The organism is Roseburia rectibacter (genome assembly GCF_014287515.2).
GTDB classification, from domain to species: domain Bacteria; phylum Bacillota; class Clostridia; order Lachnospirales; family Lachnospiraceae; genus Roseburia; species Roseburia rectibacter.
Genome location: NZ_CP092473.1, coordinates 3,011,409 through 3,034,071, shown reverse-complemented (window position 1 = coordinate 3,034,071; position 22,663 = coordinate 3,011,409). Strand labels below are relative to the sequence as shown.

Annotated in this window: 17 protein-coding genes; 16 read left to right on the top strand and 1 reads right to left on the bottom strand. The window is 41.7% G+C overall.

What is annotated here, in order from left to right:
* The first annotated feature begins 1,187 nt into the window (after positions 1-1,187).
* The 5 genes from H8S51_RS14010 (at position 1,188) to H8S51_RS13990 (ending at position 5,810) form a co-directional block, all read left to right on the top strand.
* Positions 1,188-1,508 carry a PadR family transcriptional regulator gene (locus H8S51_RS14010; protein WP_117922606.1) on the top strand — a complete coding sequence of 107 codons (321 nt, stop codon included), beginning with the start codon at positions 1,188-1,190 and terminating at the stop codon, positions 1,506-1,508.
* A gap of 5 nt (positions 1,509-1,513) precedes the next feature.
* The gene (locus H8S51_RS14005) at positions 1,514-2,191 is read left to right on the top strand and encodes a DUF1700 domain-containing protein (protein WP_186899448.1); all 678 of its coding nucleotides are present in this window, start codon (positions 1,514-1,516) and stop codon (positions 2,189-2,191) included.
* Complete coding sequence (locus H8S51_RS14000) at positions 2,188-3,237, top strand: DUF4097 family beta strand repeat-containing protein (RefSeq protein WP_186899447.1); 1,050 nt, start codon at positions 2,188-2,190, stop codon at positions 3,235-3,237. Before H8S51_RS14005 ends, H8S51_RS14000 begins: the two co-directional genes overlap by 4 nt.
* A 146-nt stretch (positions 3,238-3,383) precedes the next feature.
* The gene (locus tag H8S51_RS13995) at positions 3,384-4,628 is read left to right on the top strand and encodes a CapA family protein (protein ID WP_186899446.1); all 1,245 of its coding nucleotides are present in this window, start codon (positions 3,384-3,386) and stop codon (positions 4,626-4,628) included.
* A 63-nt stretch (positions 4,629-4,691) separates the two neighbouring features.
* Positions 4,692-5,810, top strand: coding sequence for a CPBP family intramembrane glutamic endopeptidase (locus H8S51_RS13990; protein ID WP_186899445.1), 1,119 nt, complete (start codon positions 4,692-4,694; stop codon positions 5,808-5,810).
* Here the strand turns inward: H8S51_RS13990 and H8S51_RS13985 are convergent.
* Positions 5,804-6,700, bottom strand: coding sequence for a helix-turn-helix transcriptional regulator (locus H8S51_RS13985; RefSeq protein ID WP_241070728.1), 897 nt, complete (start codon positions 6,698-6,700; stop codon positions 5,804-5,806). The genes H8S51_RS13990 and H8S51_RS13985 overlap by 7 nt on opposite strands.
* Positions 6,701-6,889: 189 nt before the next feature.
* Here H8S51_RS13985 and H8S51_RS13980 point away from each other — a divergent pair, with 189 nt between their 5' ends.
* From H8S51_RS13980 to H8S51_RS13930, 11 genes are all read left to right on the top strand, one after another.
* A complete protein-coding gene (locus tag H8S51_RS13980) occupies positions 6,890-7,828 on the top strand; it encodes a glycoside hydrolase family 113 (RefSeq protein ID WP_117922600.1) in 939 nt (312 codons plus the stop codon).
* A 109-nt stretch (positions 7,829-7,937) separates the two neighbouring features.
* Positions 7,938-9,656 carry a phospho-sugar mutase gene (locus H8S51_RS13975; RefSeq protein WP_186899443.1) on the top strand — a complete coding sequence of 573 codons (1,719 nt, stop codon included), beginning with the start codon at positions 7,938-7,940 and terminating at the stop codon, positions 9,654-9,656.
* A 16-nt stretch (positions 9,657-9,672) separates the two neighbouring features.
* A complete protein-coding gene (locus H8S51_RS13970) occupies positions 9,673-11,862 on the top strand; it encodes an alpha-galactosidase (protein WP_186899442.1) in 2,190 nt (729 codons plus the stop codon).
* Positions 11,863-11,904: 42 nt separating this feature from the next.
* A complete protein-coding gene (locus H8S51_RS13965) occupies positions 11,905-12,930 on the top strand; it encodes a LacI family DNA-binding transcriptional regulator (RefSeq protein WP_022112274.1) in 1,026 nt (341 codons plus the stop codon).
* Positions 12,931-14,353: 1,423 nt separating this feature from the next.
* Positions 14,354-15,817, top strand: a complete 1,464-nt coding sequence (locus H8S51_RS13960; RefSeq protein ID WP_186899441.1) for an ABC transporter substrate-binding protein — start codon at positions 14,354-14,356, stop codon at positions 15,815-15,817.
* A gap of 50 nt (positions 15,818-15,867) precedes the next feature.
* Entirely contained in the window at positions 15,868-16,893 is a 1,026-nt protein-coding gene (locus H8S51_RS13955) for a carbohydrate ABC transporter permease (protein WP_015520958.1), read from the top strand.
* Positions 16,894-16,897: 4 nt separating this feature from the next.
* Positions 16,898-17,773, top strand: coding sequence for a carbohydrate ABC transporter permease (locus H8S51_RS13950; protein ID WP_015520959.1), 876 nt, complete (start codon positions 16,898-16,900; stop codon positions 17,771-17,773).
* A 21-nt stretch (positions 17,774-17,794) separates the two neighbouring features.
* A complete protein-coding gene (locus tag H8S51_RS13945) occupies positions 17,795-19,024 on the top strand; it encodes an AGE family epimerase/isomerase (protein WP_118591968.1) in 1,230 nt (409 codons plus the stop codon).
* A 43-nt stretch (positions 19,025-19,067) separates the two neighbouring features.
* Positions 19,068-20,246: a glycoside hydrolase family 130 protein gene (locus tag H8S51_RS13940; RefSeq protein WP_022112548.1), complete on the top strand. Its 1,179-nt coding sequence runs from the start codon at positions 19,068-19,070 to the stop codon at positions 20,244-20,246.
* Between the two features lie 119 nt (positions 20,247-20,365).
* Complete coding sequence (locus H8S51_RS13935; protein ID WP_186899440.1) at positions 20,366-21,388, top strand: glycoside hydrolase family 130 protein; 1,023 nt, start codon at positions 20,366-20,368, stop codon at positions 21,386-21,388.
* Positions 21,389-21,588: 200 nt separating this feature from the next.
* Positions 21,589-22,638 carry an SGNH/GDSL hydrolase family protein gene (locus H8S51_RS13930; RefSeq protein ID WP_186899439.1) on the top strand — a complete coding sequence of 350 codons (1,050 nt, stop codon included), beginning with the start codon at positions 21,589-21,591 and terminating at the stop codon, positions 22,636-22,638.
* Positions 22,639-22,663: the final 25 nt, after the last annotated feature.

The window sequence follows — 22,663 nt, the reverse complement described above, 5'->3', positions numbered from 1 at the left end:
GCTCATTTTTTGTCTTAAATTATATCATGAAATACCTGATAAATATTGGTTTGTTGGGCTATGAGTTCCCCGGCGAAGGGGGGTGGAGTTTTGTGAGTGGCAAATTGCATCAAGCCGGGACTGTTTTGTTTCCGTTGTCCGAAAATAAGTCAATCTAAGGCTGCCTGGTATAGGTTGTGGCGGAGTGACGTGTGCGTCTTAAACGCCCCGTCCGGGGGCATTAAGACTTGTGCTGCCGTCCATGGCAGCACAACACTGTGTTACGGACAGGCAGTCTAAGATTGACTAATTTTCTCCCAAAGTCACAAAACTAGTCCCGGCTTGATGCGATTTGCCAGCCACTAAGTTGTGAACCACCCTTCGCCGGGGAACTCATTTTACAACCTTGGGGGTGCGTAAATTATTAGTGTTTTGTGTCTGAATCTGATAAAAAAAAGATTTCCAAATAACTATATTCAATGGTTTATTATTTGTTTGACAACACTGGCAAAAACCTCGATATATACCACTATGCCCATATTTATTGCCATACACATTTGAAAAAATATTCTGTGTTATTTGGTCTGACAATTTACGAAATAATTCATGTAATACAATGCAGCAGCTGAAAATTTTGGAAAGTCATCAGGCTAAATATTAATGATACAGCACCTTAGGATTTTAAGCATATTCTCATTCGTGCGAATATCAAAAATCCGCACCTACGCCCCCAGTTTTGAGATGAACCGCCCACCCAAATGGTGTTTCACAACCTGGAGGCTGGCATCTTGCGCAAAGCCGAAGCTGATTTTGTGACTTTGGGAGAAAATTAGAAAATCTTGGTATGCCTGCCTACACACAGTGATGTTCTGCCACGGATGGCAGAACAAGGCAGCATCGAGTCATGGATGACTCGTTGTTGCCGTTCACGTCACTCCGCGAAAATCTAATTCAGGCATACCTAGACTTTTCTTATTTTCGTACAACGGAACAAAAATTACTTCGGCTTTGCGCAAGATGCCACTCACAAACCTACGAAATACTATTTGAGCGGACGATTTATTTCATAAACAAACCAGCATTTGGGTGTGTTAATATATTATTTTTGGTAAAATAAATGTTGACAAATAATATTATATGAAATATAGTATTGATAGATAAATAATATTAAAAGAAATAGAATATTATAAAGAAAAGGAGATGAGCGCATGGTATTTAATACAGGAGCTGCTCTCTTAGACGCAATCGTGTTAGCTGTTGTGTCGAAAGAAGAAGAAGGCACCTATGGCTACAAGATCACGCAGGATGTGCGCAAGGCCATTGATGTATCAGAATCCACCTTATATCCGGTGCTAAGGAGACTGCAGAAGGATGGATGCCTTGAAGTGTATGACAGAGAGTGTGGCGGCAGGAACAGGCGTTATTATAAGATCACGGAGCCTGGACTGGATAAGCTGGTCGAATACCGGAGAGAATGGGAAGATTATTCCATGAAAATATCAGCACTGTTTTCAGGAGAGGAGCTTTAGAGGGTATGAAAAGAGAAGAATTTTTAAAACAGTTAGAACAGCTTTTGGATGGAATATCAGAAGAAGAAAAGGCAGATGCACTGGCATTTTACCGCAGCTATTTTGAAGATGCCGGGGAAGAAAACGAAGAATCTGTCATAGCGGAGCTTGAATCACCGGAAAAGGTGGCACAGAGCATTAAAAAGAATCTGGGAATCGAAAAAGAGAGTGAAACCTGTGATGTCACGCCAGACCATAATCCGGACTGGAATCAGAATGATGACATGTTTGTAAAAAATGAGGAGACTTCAGAAAAGAAGAAAAGTGGATGGAGCGCAGCAGCGATCGTATTGGTAGTTATCACATCACCACTCTGGCTGACATTGCTTTTAGTCATAGCCTCACTTCTTCTTGCAGTAGTAGCAACATTATTTGGCATTGCAGTTGCAGTGGTGGCGGTTATGGCGTCACTTGTATTTGCAGGTTTTCTTCTGATCGGTTTTGGATTCAGTACTTTATTTACAGGAGGAGTGGCTGTTGGACTTGGACTGACCGGAGCAGGATTTCTGGTTTTAGGACTTGGTATTTTAGCAGTACTTTTAGTTGTATGGGTATTTGGCGTATTTCTTCCATGGGCAGTCAAAGGAATCATCTGTTTGTGTAAGAAACCGTTTGAAAAGAAAAAAAGTGGGGTGACAGCATGAAAAAATTTACAAAGATTACATTGATCGTTGCAGCGGTATTGTTAGGAGTGGGACTGATCTTCTGTGGTGTAAGCACTGCAATGGGAGCATCTGTATGGCGTATGGCAAAAAACGGGGAACTCAGATATGGAAACTGGCATATTGGTCCGGGTGGACTCTATTATAACGGCAGCGATTATGATGACGACGATGATTATGATGATTATGATGATAACGATGATTATGATGACGACGATGATTATGATGACGATGATGATCTGGATGCAGATGATAAAGATATTGTGGATCTTGTGTCAGATATCGGTGATGCAGATTTCTCGACAGAGGTTCCATCAGGGGAGGCAGACCAGAGTTATGATGCTTCTTCCATTCAGAATATCAATATGGATATTGATGCTGCAGAAATTACAGTCAGGGAATCGGATGACAGTGCAAAGCTGCGTGTTGTATTAAAACGCGGCAAAGAAAAATATTATTCCTGTAAAACGGATGGAAATACATTAAAGATTAAATATGATGCGAAAAAACATTATTATAAGAAATCCCCACAGATCATACTGTATCTGCCAAAAGGAAGTTCTTTTGATGAACTGAATTTTGATATTGGTGCCGCAGATATGAATTGGAAAGATTTTGACGGAAGCTGTAATGATCTGACCTTAAAAGTCGGAGCCGGAAACTTTGAAGCAAAAAGATTTCAGGTAAATGGAAAAATGGATGTATCGGTCGGTGTCGGTAATGTTGAGATCGAAGATGGTGTAGTGAATGGTGATGCGTCGATCGACTGCGGAGTCGGGAACTTTTCCATGGATGGAAGTGTTGAAGGGAATCTCAAAGCAGACTGTGGAATGGGAAATATGACACTTGATTTAAATGGTGAGGAAAAAGAGTACAATTACAAACTTTCCTGTGGACTTGGTTCGATTGAAGTGGATGGGGAGACTTATACAAATATCAGTGGTGATAAAGAAGTCCAAAATGAAGGTGCAAAGAAAAACATGGAACTTGACTGTGGTATGGGAAGCATTGAAGTTGATTTTGAGTAGACTGAGATTTTCCGTCAGTTGACAATCAGAGAACAAATCATTATGATAAAAGTGGCGTCGGCGTACAATCGTTGTACATCGGCGTCATTTTTGTAATGTTTCCTGAACCAAAGAAAAACGAAAACAATGCAAAAATGGGAGGATCTATGAATAAAACAATAAGAATCGTACTTTATGTGCTTTCCATACTGACTGTAGTGGGCGTGATCGCCGCAGCAATTTTAACTGGTGGTCAGGCACAGCCTGTTATAACATCGGGGACGGCAGTAACAGAAGAGAAGCAATCTGACACGGCAGATAAAACGGATGAAAACGGAACAGCACCAGATGGAGCAGATAATGACGATACATCGGGCGAAACGGAAAACATAAAGGATACTGCAGACGCAGCGGATAGCACGGAGCGCACATCAGATGATACAGAAACAGCAGCAAACGCAGATAATCCGAAAGACTCAGGCAATACAACGATCATCCTTACCGGTGATGTCCTGTTTGCAAATGCATTTAAAGCAGCCTATGATGCAGGTGGAATCGAGAAGGTTGTTTCACCGGAACTGTTAGAGCAGTTAAATGAAGCGGATATTTTAATGGTAAACAATGAGTTCCCGTTTAGTGACCGTGGGGAACCGATGGCGGATAAGCAGTTTACCTTCCGGTGCAGTCCTTCTTATGTAAAGGCATTAAATGAGATGGGTGTGGATATCGTTTCACTCGCAAACAACCATACTTTGGATTATGGAAGAGTGGCATTGTCCGATACGTTTCAGGAATTAGATGGAGCCGGAATTTTATATGGCGGGGCAGGAGATTCCACAGCGCGCGCAAAAGAGGTGCAGGTTGTGGAAGTGAATGGAAAAAGATATGGATTTATTGCCGTATCACGTGTAGTTCCGTCTGTCGACTGGAAAATCGAGAATGGCACTCCGGGAATGTTTACCTGTTATGATGCGGCGGCGCTCATCGAAGTGATAAAAGAGGCAAAACAGACCTGCGATTTTGTGACGGTATTTCCACATTGGGGAACCGAGTACAGCGAACAGCCGAATACGGTGCAGCGTGAACTGGCAAAACAGTGCATGGATGCAGGGGCAGATCTGATCGTTGGAGCGCATACACACTGTCTGGAAGGAATACAGTTTATGGATGGAAAACCTGTTTTTTACAGTCTGGGGAATTTTATTTTTGGACAAAGCATTGACAGATCTGCAGCAGTAAAAGTTACAGTGACAGCAGATGGAGCAGTTTCTTATGCCCTGATCCCGGTTTATGCGTCAGACGGACAGACAAAACAGATGGATGATAATGCAGCACAAAGCCTGTTTACTTATATGGAGAGTATCTCTGATAATGCATCGGTAGATACAGCAGGAAATATCAGGGAAAAGTAGTACATGAAAGGATCATTGCAAAAGGCAGTGTGAATATAAAACAAAAAGAAAAAGGAGATTGGTATGAAAAACAAAATCTTAGGGCTGCCGAAGGCAGTAGTCATCATTATCGGTATTGTGATCACGGCACTTTTTTTAGTGCTGATGAATCTGGTCGGAGTGGCAGCAACACATCTGACTTCCATCACGGACAGTTATACATTACAGTTTATTGCTGAACTCGGTGTGGCTGTTTATGCGATCGGCATGTTATTTCTTATGGGGTATCAGCAATCGTTAAAAAAGACCGGTGTGGGATTTTTAAGAGGATTTTATATCGGCGGATTTATGGTTGGATACTGTGTGTATGTGACAGTTGCACAGTTATTTTTACAGAGTGTTTCCGGGACGGACGGCGTGCGTCCTGCAGGCGGGATCATCATTTACATACTGACAATGTTTTTCGTCGGCATGAACGAGGAAGTGATCATGCGTGGGATCGTGTTAAATCTTTTCGCTGACTGTTTTTCAAACACCAGACGTGGAGTGCTTGCTGCCATTATTTTATCCAGTATGATCTTTGGTGCAGCGCATATCCCGAATGTACTTTCCGGCGTGCCGTTATCAAGTGCACTGATCCAGGCACTGCAGGCAACATTGCTTGGTGTTTTGTTTGCGGCAATTTATCTGCGCAGCGGTAATTTATGGATCTGTATTATCATTCATGCACTTGTGGATTTCGGAGGATTAATGGCAAGCGGTATTTTTGGAAATGGTGATATGACAGATATGATCGGCAATCTTTCCATATTAAATCTTGTAGTGACCGTTCCTCTGTTTTTAATTCCGTGTATTGTATTACTGCGAAAAAGTAAGTTAGATGAGATCGTGGAAATGAGGGAAGGAGAGATCATTATCCCGTCGGAGCGTGAGGGAGAAAATATTGCAACGGTATCACTGATCCTTGGCATTTTCGGTATCGTGACCGGATTCGTCGGATACGGAGCAGGATTTGGATTAGTCGGTCTGCTTGGTGCAATCTGCTCGAAAAAAATAAAACCACAGCAGAATGGTACGGCAACAGCGGCACTTGTCACCTCGATCATCGGACTTGTGATCGCTGCATTGATGATCACTGTGATGATGTTTCTTATGCCGCTGCTGGGTGATGCCAGTACATGGGAAATTATGACAAATCAGTGATCCTGCCCGGATATGGAGTGCTGTCTGCGGTACTGGTGCGGGGAAATTCCATATTTTTCCTTAAATGAACGGATCAGATGGCTACAGTCGGCATAACCGGTTTCCTGGCTGATATAATTTAAGTCGAAGTTTGTAAAAAGGAGCATATCCTCAACCTTGCAGAGACGGATAAATTCGATATATTTTTTACAGGACTGTCCGTAAATTTCGCGGAAATTTTTGGCAAAATGGGAATAACTCATGTGACAGAGAGCAGCGATATCTTCCACGCGGATATTTTCGCAGGCATGGCGGTCAATATATTCCGTGATGGTATAGATCGTATTTTCTTTTGCCAGAGGTGTAAAAGAACAGTCCGTGTCAAAACCGTCATCGCGCCAGATTCGGAGAAGCCAGGTTAAAAGTTCCCTGATTTTTGACTGCAGGATCATCTGATATCCGTACTGCATATTCTGCATTTCACGGACGCAGTCATCAAATAAAGACTGTATGGGAAGAGAGCGAAGCACTTCTTCCGGGAAATAAATATCGGCATGCTCATTGTTTATAGCATTGCCAAACAGTGCAGAAAAATTCCAGTTTCCACCGGTAAAAGAAGTGGAGGAATCAAGCTGGCCTAAATCAAATTTTAAAACATAATATTGCAGAGGGGCATCGGACACTGCATGGACGGAATGAACAACGGAAGGGAGAAAGACGATCAGATCGCCTTCCGTAACAATATGACTTTGTTCATTCTGATACATCAGGGCGGTGCCCCTTGTTATGTAAAGAATCTCCATAAAATAATGCCAGTGCGGCTGTACCGGCAGCCATTCTTTTTTCACATCCAGAAAGAAACATTCGTAGGGTTTATTTAATTTGTCGGTATATTCAAATAATGATTTCATACTAAACTCCATTTTTGAGTGTGAAAAATGTATTTTTCACACTGATCTTTGGTCATAAAAATAGATTTATACAATTTTTGACATGAAAAATTATAGCAGATATACAGGGCGAATGCTATATTAATGACAGGATCAGTATAAAATGAATGTTATATTTTTAGATGAAATGAAAAAGCAAGGAGAAAATAAATGGAATATATCTGTGGAGTGACATTTGCACCGTTTGCCTGTGCAGGGGCATTTAAAAAGTCAGGGGCAAAGGAAAGTCTTGCTATGATGAAGGAGAGAACCGGAGCAGATTTTGTGATATTTGTGCCGGGAGGATTGCAGGAGACACCGCAGTCTGAGGAGATATGTTACACATCAAAAGCAACGATGGAAGATGATGAGCTGATCGATATGATCGGGTATGCGAAAGAGATTGGACTTCGTGTGGCATTAAAACCGACGGTAAACTGCAAAAATGGAACATGGCGTGCACACATTAATTTTTTTGATGAAGATGTTCCATGCGAACCAAAATGGGGGAACTGGTTTACATCTTATACGGCATTTCAGCTTCATTATGCAAAGATCGCAGAGCAGTATGGCTGTGAAATGTTTATTGCCGGCTGTGAGATGGTGATGAGTGAGCATCGTGAAACGGAATGGCGCAGACTGCTTTCGGATATCAGGCAGGTTTATCACGGACTTCTTTCTTATAATACGGATAAGTATCAGGAGCACCGTGTGAAATGGTGGGATGCTGTGGATGTGATATCATCAAGCGGTTATTATCCTTATGGTGACTGGGAAAATCAGTTAGACCGTATTGAAGCAGTGGTAAAAAGATTTGAAAAACCGTTTTTCTTCGCAGAGACAGGATGTATGTCGGTAAAGGGTTCCATGGAAGTACCGAATGACTGGGGCGTGAAAGGTGATGCTGACCCGGATGGTCAGGCTGAGTGGTATGAAGATATGTTTAAAGCCTGCAGTAAGAGAGACTGGGTGCAGGGAATGGCACTCTGGTCATGGGATGCAAAACTTTATCAGGAGCGGAGTGCAAAGTCGCGCATGGACTATGAGATCTATGCGAAACCTGCAGAAAAAGTTGTAAAAAAATATTATGATTCTTTTTTGGGTAAATGAAAATATAAAAACAGTAAAAAGATTAAAATTAGTTTACAACAACTTAAAAAAAGGTTATAATTTAAAAAACAATAAAAAATGAATTATAGAGAAGTAAAGGAGAAGAAGAATGAGCAATTACATGGATACTTACAGACAGTGGTGCACAGATCCGTATTTTGATGAAGATACAAAAGCTGAGTTAAAGAAAATCGAGGGGGATCAGGCAGAGATCGAGGATCGTTTTTACAGACAGTTAGAATTTGGAACAGGTGGTTTAAGGGGTGTGATCGGAGCCGGAACCAACCGTATGAATATTTATACTGTGCGTCAGGCAACACAGGGACTTGCAAATTATATCATCTCCCAGAACGGACAGGAGAAAGGTGTTGCGATCGCACATGATTCAAGAATCATGTCCACAGAATTTACAGAGGAAGCAGCGCTCTGCTTAAATGCAAACGGCATCAAGGCATATGTATTTGACAGCCTTCGCCCGACACCGGAGTTATCTTTTGCAGTGCGTGAGTTAGGATGCATTTCCGGTATCGTCATCACAGCAAGCCATAATCCGAGAGAATACAACGGATACAAAGTATACTGGGAGGACGGCGCACAGATCACACCGCCTCATGACAAAAATATTTTAGCAGAAGTTGCAAAAGTAACTTCCTTTGACCAGGTAAAGACCATGGCAAAAGAAGAGGCAGTTGCAGCAGGCCTTTACAATGTGATCGGTAAAGAGATCGATGACCGTTATATGGAAGAACTGAAAAAACAGTCCATTCATCCTGAGATCATCAAAGAGATGGCAAAAGATATCAAGATCGTATACACACCGCTTCACGGAACTGGAAATCTTCCGGTGCGCCGCGTGTTAAAAGAGCTTGGTTTTGAGCATGTATATGTAGTGCCGGAGCAGGAAAAACCGGATGGCAACTTCCCGACTGTTGCATACCCGAACCCGGAGTCACCGAAAGCGTTTGAACTTGCATTAAAACTTGCAAAAGAAGTGGATGCTGATATCGTTCTTGCAACAGATCCGGATGCAGACCGTCTCGGTGTTTACTGCAAAGATACAAAGAGCGGCGAATATGTGACATTTACAGGAAATATGTCAGGTATGCTGATCGCAGAATATATTTTAAGAGAAAAAACAGCAATGGGAACTATGCCAAAAAATCCTGCACTGGTTGAGACGATCGTTACCACCGATATGGCAAAAGCAATCGCAAAATCTTACGGCGTAAAACTGATCGAAGTTTTAACAGGATTCAAATATATCGGAGAGCAGATCAAATTCTTCGAGCAGCAGAATACCTATAATTATGTGTTTGGCTTAGAGGAAAGCTACGGATGTCTTGCCGGTACTTATGCAAGGGATAAAGATGCCTGCGTTGCAGTCATGATGTTATGTGAAGTAGCATCCTGGTGCAAAAAGAACAACATGACACTGTGGGATGAAATGCTTGCAATGTATGAAAAATACGGTTACTACAGAGAAGGACTTGAGACAAAGACATTAAAAGGAATCGATGGAGCAGCGCAGATTCAGGAACTGATGAGCAATTCCAGAAAGAATCCTCCGAAAAGACTTGGTGGTTTTGATGTGCTTGCAGTCCGTGACTATAAAGAGGATACAAGAAAAGATACAGTAACCGGAGAAGTGACAAAGACAGGTCTGCCGGAGTCAAACGTACTTTATTATGAACTTTCCGATAATGCATGGTGCTGTATGCGTCCGTCCGGAACAGAGCCGAAGATCAAATATTACTTTGGTGTCAAGGGAAGTTCTTTAGAGGATGCAGAAAAGAAACTTGCCGGACTAAAAGAAGATTTGCTGAAATAACAGGAGGAACAGAAGCGTGGCAATTACATACTTTGAGAAAGAACGTATTTTCAAACTGGATACGCCAGGCTCCAGTTATGTGATCGGGATCGTGGACAAAGAAAATTTTGTCGGTCATGTATATTATGGTAAGAAATTAAGAGATGCTAATATTTCGTATCTGCTCCGCACGGGAGAGGGACCGTTTGTGCCTTCTGAAAATAACAGAGAGAGAGTATCATTCTATGATACGTTTCCGATGGAATATGCAGGAAACGGACTCGGAGATTACAGAAGAAGCAGTATTTCTGTGAGAACAGAGGGAGGCCATACAGCAGTATCACTGTTTTATGTGTCACATAAAATTTATGCAGGAAAACCGGGACTTGCCGGACTTCCTGCAACGTTCGGCGATGAAGATTCCTGTGAGACATTAGAACTTCTATGCGAGGACCCGGTACTTGGGTTAAAGGTAACTTTGCTTTACACGGCATTTTCTGATGTGGATGTCATCACAAGAAGCGTGCGGATCGAAAATGACGGCGAAATGTTATATCTGACGAAGGCACTGTCTTTCTCCATGGATATGGATAACCGTGATTTTACACTGCTTACCATGCATGGTTCCTGGGCAAGGGAGCGTATGTTAGAACACCGCAAGGTGAAAAAAGGCTTTATGGGAGTGGAATCAGTAAGAGGTGAGTCTTCCCATCAGGAACATCCGTTTATGGCACTTGCGGCAGGCAATGCAGACCAGTCACAGGGTGAAGTTTATGGTATGCATTTTGTGTATTCCGGTAACTTTATCGGACAGGTCGAGCTAGGACAGTTTGATACCGTCCGTGTTGGTATGGGAATCCATCCGGAGAACTTCTGTTGGAAGTTAGAAAAAGGTGAGAGTTTCCAGACACCGGAGGTCGTGCTTGTATACAGCGATACCGGATATGACGGCATGACACACCAGTTCCATGAACTTTACCGTAATCATCTGATCCGCAGTGAATATAAGGATAAGAAACGTCCGATTCTGATCAATAACTGGGAAGCGACCTATTTTGATTTCAATACGGAAAAATTACTTTCCATTGCAAAAAAAGCATCGGAACTTGGCATTGAAATGCTGGTTATGGATGATGGCTGGTTTGGACACCGCAATGATGATTCATCAAGTCTGGGTGACTGGTATGTCAACGAAGAGAAATTAAACGGTGGTTTAAAACATCTGGTAGATGAGGTAAATAAACTTGGATTAAAATTCGGTATCTGGTTTGAGCCGGAAATGATCTCACCGGATTCAAAACTTTACGAGGCACATCCGGACTGGGCAATCCAGATCCCGGGAAGAGAGGGCTCTCTCTGCAGAAATCAGTATGTACTTGATCTTACCAGAAAAGAAGTGCGCGATTATGCATATGAGAGCGTGGCGTCGATCTTACGCAGTGCAAATATTGAGTATGTCAAATGGGATATGAACCGTCAGCTTTCTGACATCGGAAGCTATGGACTTCCTGCAGACCGTCAGGGTGAACTTTATCACCGTTATGTGCTGGCAGTGTATGAGATGCAGGAGCGTCTGGTAACAGAGTTCCCACATCTTTTACTGGAAAACTGTTCCGGCGGTGGTGCACGTTTTGATCCGGGTATGCTTTATTACAGTCCACAGATCTGGTGCTCGGATGATACGGATGCAGTAGAACGCTTAAAGATTCAGGAAAGTACGGCGATGATCTATCCGTTATCGACGATGGGAGCGCACGTTTCAGACTGTCCGAATCATACGGTGGGACGTGTTACACCGTTTGAGACAAGAGGCCATGTAGCGCTTGCAGGAACTTTCGGTTATGAGCTGGATGTCACAAAGATTCCGGAAGAAGACAGACAGATGATCCCGAAACAGGTTGCCATGTATCATAAATACAATGATCTGGTAAGAAGCGGCGATTATTACAGGATTGCCTCCTATCAGGAAAATCATTATTTTGACTGTTACGAGGTGGTTTCAAAAGATAAATCAGAAGTACTGGTTACATTTGTGCAGGTGATCAACCGTCCGAATTATAAGAGCAGAAGAATCACATTAAAAGGACTCGATCCGCAGAAGAATTACTGTCTGGAAGGCGAAGATACTGTATATGCGGGAGATACATTAATGTATGCAGGTATTCTGATCCAGAATCCATGGGGGGATTTCCAGTCAAAACTGTTACATTTTGTGGAAAAGAAATAAGATTAAATCGAAAAAGTAAAAAGTAGTAAGAAGGGGACGGTTATGGCAAAAGCAGTAAAGCTGGCAGACATTGCAGAGCAGCTTGGTGTCAGTACGGTCACGGTCTCAAAAGCACTTTCCGGACAAAAAGGTGTCAGCGAGGCTATGCGGGAAAAAATCAAACAATTGGCAGATGAACTTGGATACAAGCAGCCATCTGCCGTAAAAAAAGAAAAGTCAGTAAAAAGTTATAATATCGGGGTGCTGGTATCGGAAAAATACTTAGGAGAGTATGCATCCTTTTACTGGAGAATGTACCAGAGTGTTGCAACAAGGGCCGTTCAGAAAGAATGTTTCACGATGCTTGAGGTTGTTTCATTAGAAGATGAAGCCGAGGCGAATCTGCCTAAAATCGTGCTGGAACGTAAAGTAGATGGTCTGATTCTGATCGGACGGCTGAGGACAGAATATTTAGGTGCATTAAGACAGAATACACAGATTCCGATCGTGTATCTTGATTTTTATGATGAACACCAGATGAGTGATGCGGTGATCTCTAACAGTTACTATGGTACTTACATGCTGACGAATTATCTGATCGAGCATGGTCATGAAAAAATTGCGTATGTCGGAACACTGTTGTTTACAGCAAGTATCACAGACCGTTATTTCGGTTACCGGAAATCCATGTTAGAACATGGTATTGAAGTGCCACAGGAGTGGATCATATCGGATCGTGATATGGAATGTGGTGTGGTAGAGGTTGATATTCATCCGGATCAGATGAAAGATATGCCGACGGCATTTGTGTGCAACTCCGATCTCACGGCAAGCATGGTCATCAATCAGTTAGAAGAGCAGGGGTATCGCGTTCCGGAAGATTTTTCAGTGGTTGGATTTGATAACTATCTTTTTCCGGGACTGTGTGATGTCGAGATCACAACTTATGAGGTGGATATCCGTGAAATGGCAAATAAAGCAATACATGTGCTGTTAAAGAAAGTCAGCGGGGAACGTTATAAACAGGGAATTACCATTGTTGAGGGAAGGCTGGTGGAAAAAGCCAGCGTGCAGCAGGTTGTAAAATAAGAGAAAGCGGTAAGTTGTGAAAGGCTTGCCGCTTTCTCTTTTTTTCGTTTCATGGATTTCACACCAAATTTTGGCTTGTGGTTGACATGAGTTTCCTCGTGTAGGGTGGTTCCGGGGGTTTTCGATTGGCAAATTGCATCAAGCCGGGACTGTTTTGTTTCCGTTGTCCGAAAATAAGTCAATCTAAGGCTGCCTGGTATAGGTTGTGGCGGAGTGACGTGTACGTCTTAAATGTGCCATCCGGGCACATTAAGACTTGTGCTGCCGTCCGTGGCAGCACAACACTGTGTTACGGACAGGCAGACTAAGATTGCCTAATTTTCTCCCAAAGTCACAAAACAAATCCCGGCTTGATGCAATTTGCCAGCCACTAAGTTGTGAACCACCCTTCGCCGGGGAACTCATTTTACAACCTTGGGGGTGCGTAAATTTTTAGTGTTTTGTGTCTGAATCAGATTAAAAAATATTTCCAAATAACTATGTTTAATAGATTATTATTGGTTTGATAATACTGGAAAACCTCAATATATCCCATTATGCCTATGTTTATTGCCATACACATTTGAAAAAATATTCTGCGTTATTAATCTGGCAATTTACGAAAAATTTCATGTAATACAATGTAGTAGGTGGAAATTCTGGGGAGTCATCAGGCTGAATATCAGTGATACAGCACATTAGGATTTTAAGCATATTCTCATTCGTGCGAATATCAAAAATTCACACCCGCGCCCCCAGTTTTAAGATGAACCGCCCACCCAAATGGTGTTCATAACCTGGAGGCTGGCATCTTGCGCAAAGCCGGAGCTGATTTTGTGACTTTGGGAGAAAATTAGAAAATCTTAGTGTGTCTGTAGATACACAGTGATGTTCTGCCACGGATGGCAGAACAAGGCTTCACGAGCCACGGATGGCTCGTTGAACGCCGGTCACGTCACTCCGAGAAAATCTAACTCGACACACTTAGACTTTTCTTATTTTCGTACAATGGAAACAAAATTAACTCCGGCTTTGCGCAAGATGCCACTCACAGACCTGCGACACACCATTGGGACGGGCGATTTATTTCATAAACAAACCAGCATTTGGTGAGCATTTTATATTGTTAAGTTATGGATGTTCTGCAGATAACGCTGTGGTGAAATAAGTAATTAGTTAAATAATCAAAAACATAGCTTAATATAAAAAATAATTAATTGTACAAATTAGGCTAAAATAAGCTAAATAACAAAAATAAATGAAAAATAAATGTGAAAAAGTGCACAAAAATCGATAAATAGAATTGTTTATAGTGCCGAAATGCACAATGAAAGCCTTAAAAAGGTTAAAAAACAAGAAAAAAGTGTTGACTAAAAAACAAAACGATATATAATTAAATTAAGTTACAAAACAAAGTAACAAACATCAAAAGGAGGAAAATTCTATGAAATTAAAAAAGGTTTTATCAGTTGCATTAGTAGCAGTTATGACCATGAGCATGGCAGCATGCGGCGGTTCAAACAATGCAGCAGACAATGGGGGAGCAACAAACGGAGCAGCTTCTGATAACAGTGCAGAAGCAACAAATGATGCAGCAGCTACCGAGAGCAGTGATGCAGCAGCATCCACAGACGGATCTTTATCCTATGCAGACATCAAACTTGGTGAGGATTATACAGATCTGACAGCAACAATTTCATTATTCAACCACAGAACAGATCTTGAATCTGACGATTATAACGGAACAACATGGAAAGAGTATTTAGCAGCATTCAATGAAATGTATCCAAATATTACAGTTGAACTTACAACCGATACCAACTATGCAGATGATGCTCTGATGCATTTACAGTCTGGTGACTATGAGACAGTCATGATGATCCCGGCGGTTGATAAGGCAGACTTAAGTAATTACTTTATTTCATATGGTGATCTTGATACCATGAAGACCCAGATCAATTATGCAACTACATGGGAGTATGGCGGACAGGTTTACGGTGTTCCTTCTACAGCAACTACACAGGGTATCGTATACAATAAAAAAGTATTTGAGGAAGCAGGAGTTACAGAACTTCCAAAGACTCCGGAAGAATTTATCGATGCATTACAGAAAATCAAAGATAACACAGATGCAATCCCACTTTACACAAACTATGCAGCAGGCTGGACAATGGGAGCATGGGATGCTTACATTGGAAATAATGCAACAGGCGACAATACATATATGAATCAGAAGTTTGTTCATACAAAAGATCCATTCCAGAATTATGGCGATGACACTCATGCATATGCAGTTTACAAGATCCTTTATGATGCAGTTGCAGACGGACTGATCGAAGATGACTTTGCAACAACTGACTGGGAGGGCTGTAAAGGTATGATCAACAATGGTGAGATCGGTTGTATGGTACTTGGCTCATGGGCTTATCCTCAGATGGAGGCAGCTGGTGAAAATGGCGCAGATATCGGTTATATGCCATTCCCGATTACTGTAAATGGTGAGCAGTATGCATCAGCAGGTGCTGATTACTCTTATGGTATCAATGTAAATGCAACAGATGATGAAAAAGCAGCAGCTATGGTATTTGTTAAATGGATGACAGAAAAATCCGGTTTCTCATACAACGAGGATGGACTTCCAATCGTAGCCGGCAGCACAGATACAAAACTTTCCTTCGATGGCGTAACATTCTTAGAGGATGAACCTGCATTAGCTGGCGAGGAAGATTTCTTAAATGAGATGAATGCAGAGTCTGAGTTAAATATTAACGCAGGTGGAGACAGTAAAATCCAGGCAATCATTGAGCATGCATCCAATGGCGATAAGACATTTGATGAGATCATGGACGAATGGAACACAGCATGGTCTGATGCACAGGAATCAAACGGAATTGAAGTAACTGAGTAATATAGTTCCACAAAAGGGAAGGGGAGGTTCCCCTTCCCGGATAAAAGACAATGGATGGAGGAATTGTGGATATGGAAGGGAAAAAACCATTCAGTTTTACAAAATGGGCAAAAAGCAGAAAAGGACAGCAGGTGATCATCTGTGTGGCATTTATGACAATTCCGCTGTTATTGCTGTTTGTATTTACTTATCTGCCTTTTGCCGAGATGGTAAAATTCAGTTTTTATAAGATGAAATATTTAACTCCGGTAGATCAGAGAAAATTTGTCGGATTTAAAAATTATATTGACGTATTTCGCAGGGATGACTGCTTTGGAGCATTAAAACTCAGTCTTTATTATATGGTAGGTGCGATTATTCAGCTTGTACTTGCACTTTATCTGGCTACTATTTTAAGTTTTAAGGTAAAGGGAGGAAACTTCTTTAAAGGATTAATGTTTTTCCCATATCTGATCAGTGGTATTGCGATCGGATTTATTTTTAAATTTTTCTACACCAGAGGATTTGTATTTGATACGATCTTACAATGGTGTGGATTTAAACTTGACAATCTTCCATACTGGCTGAAAGATCAGTCAATTAACAACTGGTCTTTGGTGGCTACTTCGGTATGGCGTTATTTTGGACAGAACATGGTATTGTTTATCGGTGCGATCATGTCTGTGGATGCAGACCTTTACGAAGCAGCAGAGTTAGATGGTGCAAATAAATTTCAGCAGTTTAAACATATTATTCTGCCGAGTATCAAAACAATTATCACATTAAACGTAATTCTTTCCATTACAGGTTCCTTAAGTGCATTTGAACAGCCTTACGTTATCACAGATGGTGCAAATGGAACCGGAACATACTTTGTAATCATGAATGAGATCGCTCATGTAAGCCAGAAGGTAGGTCTTGCTTCTGCAATGGCAGTTGTACTTCTTCTTATCATTTTTGCATGTACGATTTTACAGAAATTATTCTTTAAATACATCTTCCGTGATGCTGAGAGTGAGGATGAGTCCTATAAAGCAAAACGTGCAAGATTAAAAGCAGAAAAACAGGCAAAGAAAGTCGGAAAGGGAGTGGCATAGGGCGATGAAAAAACATAATGTAAATGTGCAGAAAAGAAAAAAACATTATACCGTTGGTGCAATCCTCTGGCTGATCGTTGAATATGTATCGTTGATCTTCTTTGGACTTTGTGCAGTTGTTCCGGTTATCTCCTGTGTGATTACAGCATTTAAGACACAGGAAGAATATCAGGCGACCAATGTTATGACATTGCCGGAGAACTGGCTGAATTTTGATAATTTTATTAAAGCATTTCAGACAGCGGATATGGGAAGAGCTTTCTTAAATTCCGTGATCGTTATGGTATCTGTCCTGGTTGTTTCCATTATAATCGGAACACAGCTTGCTTATGTGTTAAACCGTTTTAAATTTCCGGGAAACGGACTGATCCGAAACCTGTTTTTGTTTGCTTCACTGCTTCCGGCAGTTGCAATGCAGGTAACTGTATATAATATCATGACAGCACTGCACTTTGTCAATCATTTATATGGATATATTATTCTGATGTGCGGAACGGATGTTATCTCAATTTACATTTTCATTCAGTTTATGGAAAATATACCAATATCTCTGGATGAATCGGCAATCATTGATGGCGCATCCTATTGGACAATTTACTGGAAGATTATGCTTCCATTATTAAAACCGGCAATCGTTACATCCTGTATTTTAAAGGGTGTGGGTGTTTATAACGAGTACTATATGGCAAACCTTTATCTGATGGATAAAAAGTTACATACAATCGCGACATCACTTTATACATTTGTTGGTCCGATGGGAAGTCAGTACAACCTGATCTGTGCAGGTGTTATCATTTCCCTGCTTCCGGCATTGATCGTATTTATCCTCTGTCAGAAACAGATTTACAGTGGAATTGCTGCAGGTGCAGTAAAAGGCTAAAGAGAGAAAGAGGAAACGGTTATGAGTGAGTTAAAAGAACTTGCAGCAGAAGCAAAACACGAACTGCTCACACATATCATTCCATTCTGGAGAGGTATGCGGGATGATAAGTTCGGCGGATATTACGGTTATCTTTCCTATGATCTTGCATTGGATGAAAAAGCAGAAAAAGGATGTATTTTAAACAGCCGTATTACCTGGTTTTTTGCAAATGCGTATTTACTTTATAAAGATGGCGGCATTTCGGAAGAGGAATGTGAGGCAGCAGGTTTTAAGGGAGAAGATCTGCTTGCAGAAGCAAAACATGGTTATGAATTTTTAAGGGATCATTGTATCGATAAAGAATATGGAGGAATCTTCTGGTCATTAAATTATGACGGAACACCGCTCGATACAACCAAGCATACTTACAATCAGGCGTTCTGCATTTATGCGTTGTCTTCTTATTATGATGCAGCCGGTGATAAAGAAGCGTTAGAACTTGCTTTTTCCCTGTTCGATATCATTGAGGAGCACTGCACCGATGAGATCGGCTACTTAGAAGCTTTTACAAGAGATTTTAAACCGGAATCAAACGAAAAGCTTTCTGAGAACGGTGTACTTGCAGATAAGACAATGAATACACTGCTTCATGTTTTTGAAGCGTATACAGAATTGTACCGCGTGACAAAAAATGAAAAGGTTGGAAAGAGACTGATGTGGATCATGGATACCTTTGCAGATAAGGTATACAATCCGGCAAAACAGCGTCAGGAAGTATTTTTTGATGCAGACTATAACACAATCTTAGACCTTCATTCTTATGGTCATGACATTGAGACAGCATGGCTGATGGATCGCGGTGTCGATGTTTTAAACAATGAACATTACCGTGAGAAAATGACACCGATCACAAAGACACTGACCTCAAGAATTTATCAGGTGGCATTTGATGGTCATTCTCTTGCAAATGAATGTGACCGCGGAGTGGTCAATGCACACCGCGTCTGGTGGGTGCAGGCGGAGACCGTTGTTGGTTTCTTAAACGGTTATGAGAGAAACACAGAACATTCTGAGTACCGGGATGCGGCACTGGCAGAGTGGGAGTTCATCAAAACCTATGTGGTCGATAAGAGAAATGGTTCAGAGTGGTTCTGGGAGGTAAATGAGGATGGAAGTCCGATATTAGACAGACCGATCGTAGAGCCATGGAAATGTCCGTATCATAATGGAAGAATGTGTATAGAAGTCATCCGCAGAATCGGAGCATAAAACAGATTCATTTATTTTTAGAAAAAGAATGGAGATTCGACGAATGTTACATGAGAGATATTATGTAGAAAAAGAAAAGCAGGAAAAACTGCTTTCCCGCAAAAATGTAAAATCGGATTTTTACAATGGTGTATATGACCGTTACGAATATCCGGTACTGACAAGAGAGCACATCCCGCTTACATGGAGATATGACTTAAATCCGGAGACAAATCCATATTTCATGGAGCGTCTTGGAATCAACGCAGTGATGAATTCCGGCGCGATCGAACTGAACGGAAAATATTATCTGGTTGCGAGAATCGAAGGAAACGATAGAAAATCTTTCTTTGGTGTTGCTGAGAGTGACAATGGAATTGATGGTTTCCGTTTCTGGGATTATCCGATCCTGTTACCGGATACCTGTCCGGAAGAGACCAATGTCTATGATATGCGTCTGACCAAACATGAAGATGGTTACATCTATGGTGTATTTTGTTCTGAGTCAAAAGATACAACCGTAAACGATCTTTCTGCAGCCGTAGCAGCAGCCGGAATCGTCCGTACCAAAGACTTAAAGAACTGGGAGAGACTGCCAAATCTTGTTACTTTAAATTCTCCGCAGCAGAGAAACGTGGTACTTCATCCGGAATTTGTAGATGGAAAATATGCATTCTATACAAGACCGATGGATGACTTTATTGAAACCGGATCAGGCGGAGGAATCGGATTTGGACTTTGCGAAGATATCACACATGCAGTGATCGACGAGGAGAAAATGACAAGTCTTCGTAAATACCACACAATCACAGAGGCAAAGAACGGTGCCGGTGCAACTCCGATCAAGACAGACAAAGGCTGGATCCACATTGCACATGGTGTCCGCAACACCGCAGCAGGACTCCGTTATGTTATCTATGCATTTGCAACAGACTTAAATGATCCGTCAAAAGTGATCGCAGAGCCGTCCGGACTTTTAATTGGACCGAGAGGTGAGGAGCGTGTCGGTGATGTAAGCAATGTTGTATTTACCAACGGCGCGATCGTAAATGAGAACAACGAAGTATTTATCTACTATGCATCTTCGGATACAAGAATGCATGTAGCGACAACTACCGTTGATAAACTGGTTGATTATGTATTTAATACACCGCAGGATCCGGGCAGAAGCGTTGAGTGTGTGGCACAGAGATGCGGACTGATCGAGAAGAATTTAGAGTTTCTTGCAAAAGAAAACAAATAAGAATAAATGCAGAAAATCAGATGACTGCATACAAAGTTTTGCATAAGTGCAGAAAAATGAAGATCGAAAAGTAAATTATAGATGCGTGGACGAAAGAAACGCAGAAATGGAGGAAGAAGATGAGCAAATATAAAATGATCAGCCAGCCGGTACCAAATGTACCGTGGCAGGAAAGACCGGCAGAGTTAACAGGAGCACCTGTATGGAGATATAATGAGAACCCGATCATCGGACGCAATCCGGTAAAGGGTGTTGCAAGAATTTTCAACAGTGCTGTTATGCCATATGAAGATGGATTTATCGGGGTGTTCCGTGGAGAGCAGACCAATGGTATCCCTTATATTTATCTTGGAAGAAGTAAAGATGCGATCCACTGGAATTTCGAAGAAAACAAGATCGATTTCGTAGACGAGGAAGGCAAACCATTTATGCCGCGCTACGCATATGATCCACGTCTTGTAAAAGTAGAAGATACCTACTACATTATCTGGTGTCAGGATTTCTACGGCGCAGCTATTGGTATGGCAAAGACAACAGATTTCAAGACATTCACAAGAATTGAGAATCCGTTCCTTCCGTTTAACAGAAATGCAGTATTATTCCCAAGAAAGATCAACGGAAACTTCATGTTATTATCCCGTCCATCTGACAGTGGACATACACCGTTTGGTGATATTTTCATAAGTGAGAGCCCGGATCTTACCTACTGGGGCAAACACAGACATGTAATGGGCAAAGGCTCTGAGTGGTGGGAGTCCTTAAAGATCGGCGGCGGTGCTGCTCCGATCGAGACATCCGAAGGATGGCTGTTATTCTACCACGGAGTAAGCGGAACCTGCAATGGCTATGTATACTCTATCGGTGGAGCAATCTTAGACATTGACAATCCATCTATTGTAAAATATCGTTGTGAGACATTCTTACTTACACCGGAAGAATGGTATGAGGAGCGCGGATTTGTTCCGAATGTATGTTTCCCATGCGCAACGATCCATGATTCTGAATCAGGAAAGATCGCAATCTACTACGGTGCTGCAGACAGTTATGTTGGTCTTGCATTCACAGAACTTGATGATATCATTGATTACATCAAGGAAAACAGCGTTGTAACTCCGGAAGATACCGAGATCGGAAGACGCTAAAAGAGCTGCTGCTCATCCTTAATATTATAAAATTTATTGTAACACAGGCTGCCAGGTGCAATGAAAATTGCGGCAGCCTTGTTGCGTAATTCATGAAACGTGTGATGGAGTGTCCGCAGAACGTGCATTTTATCATAATGGAATGTCTGCTGAGCGGGCAGTCTGCTTACATATTTAATTTTTGGAGGAGAAATCAGAACATGATAATTAAACCAGACAATGAAATGTTATCTTACAGTGGAAGAATTGATTTTGATGACAGACTTGCACCGGTTCTTGTCTATGCGTGCAGTTCGATCGGAATGAAATTTACCGGAACATCCTTAAAGGCAGTGATCGTAAACCACCGTTCCTGCTGGACGAATGAGCTGGGATATTTTATAGACGGGGAACAGAAGCGTTTTACCTTGTCGTCCGATGAGGAGAAAAAGACTTATACTTTAGCGGAGAACCTGCCGGAAGGAACACATGAACTGCTTTTATTTAAGAGGATGGATTCCTGTCATACATTTACATTTTACGGATTTGAGATCGATGATGGAGCTAAAGTGCTGGAACTGCCGGAAAAACCAAAACGAAAAATGGAATTTTTCGGTGACAGTGTTTCCTGTGGAGAAGTTTCGGAGGCTGTGGCATATGTTGGAAAGCCGGATCCGGAGCATGATGGGCAATACTCAAACAGTTGGTATTCCTATGCATGGATGACGGCGCGCAAATTAAATGCACAGATCCATGATACGTCACAGGGTGGAATATCACTTTTAGATGATACCGGCTGGTTTGCCGCACCTCATTATAAAGGTGTTGAATCCTGCTATGATAAGATCGAATACCACCCGGATCTCGGACCGACAAAACAGTGGGATTTTTCCCAATATATCCCGAATGTAGTCGTTGTCGCGATCGGACAAAACGATAATCATCCGGTAGACTATATGGCAGAAGATTACGACAGTGAAAAATCCGAAAACTGGAGAAAACATTACCAGGCATTTATCGAAAAACTGATGGAACTATATCCAAAAGCACAGATCATTTTAGCTACCACGATCCTGTGTCATGATAAAAACTGGGACCGCTCCATCGATGAAGTCTGCACCCGTATTGGAAGCAGCAGAGTCCATCACTTCCTCTACACGAAAAATGGCTCCGGCACACCTGGACATATCCGTATCCCGGAGGCAGAGCAGATGTCGGACGAACTTGCAGCATATATTACATCACTCGGAGATGAAATCTGGGAAGATTAATAAAACATGTCATTTACAAAATATG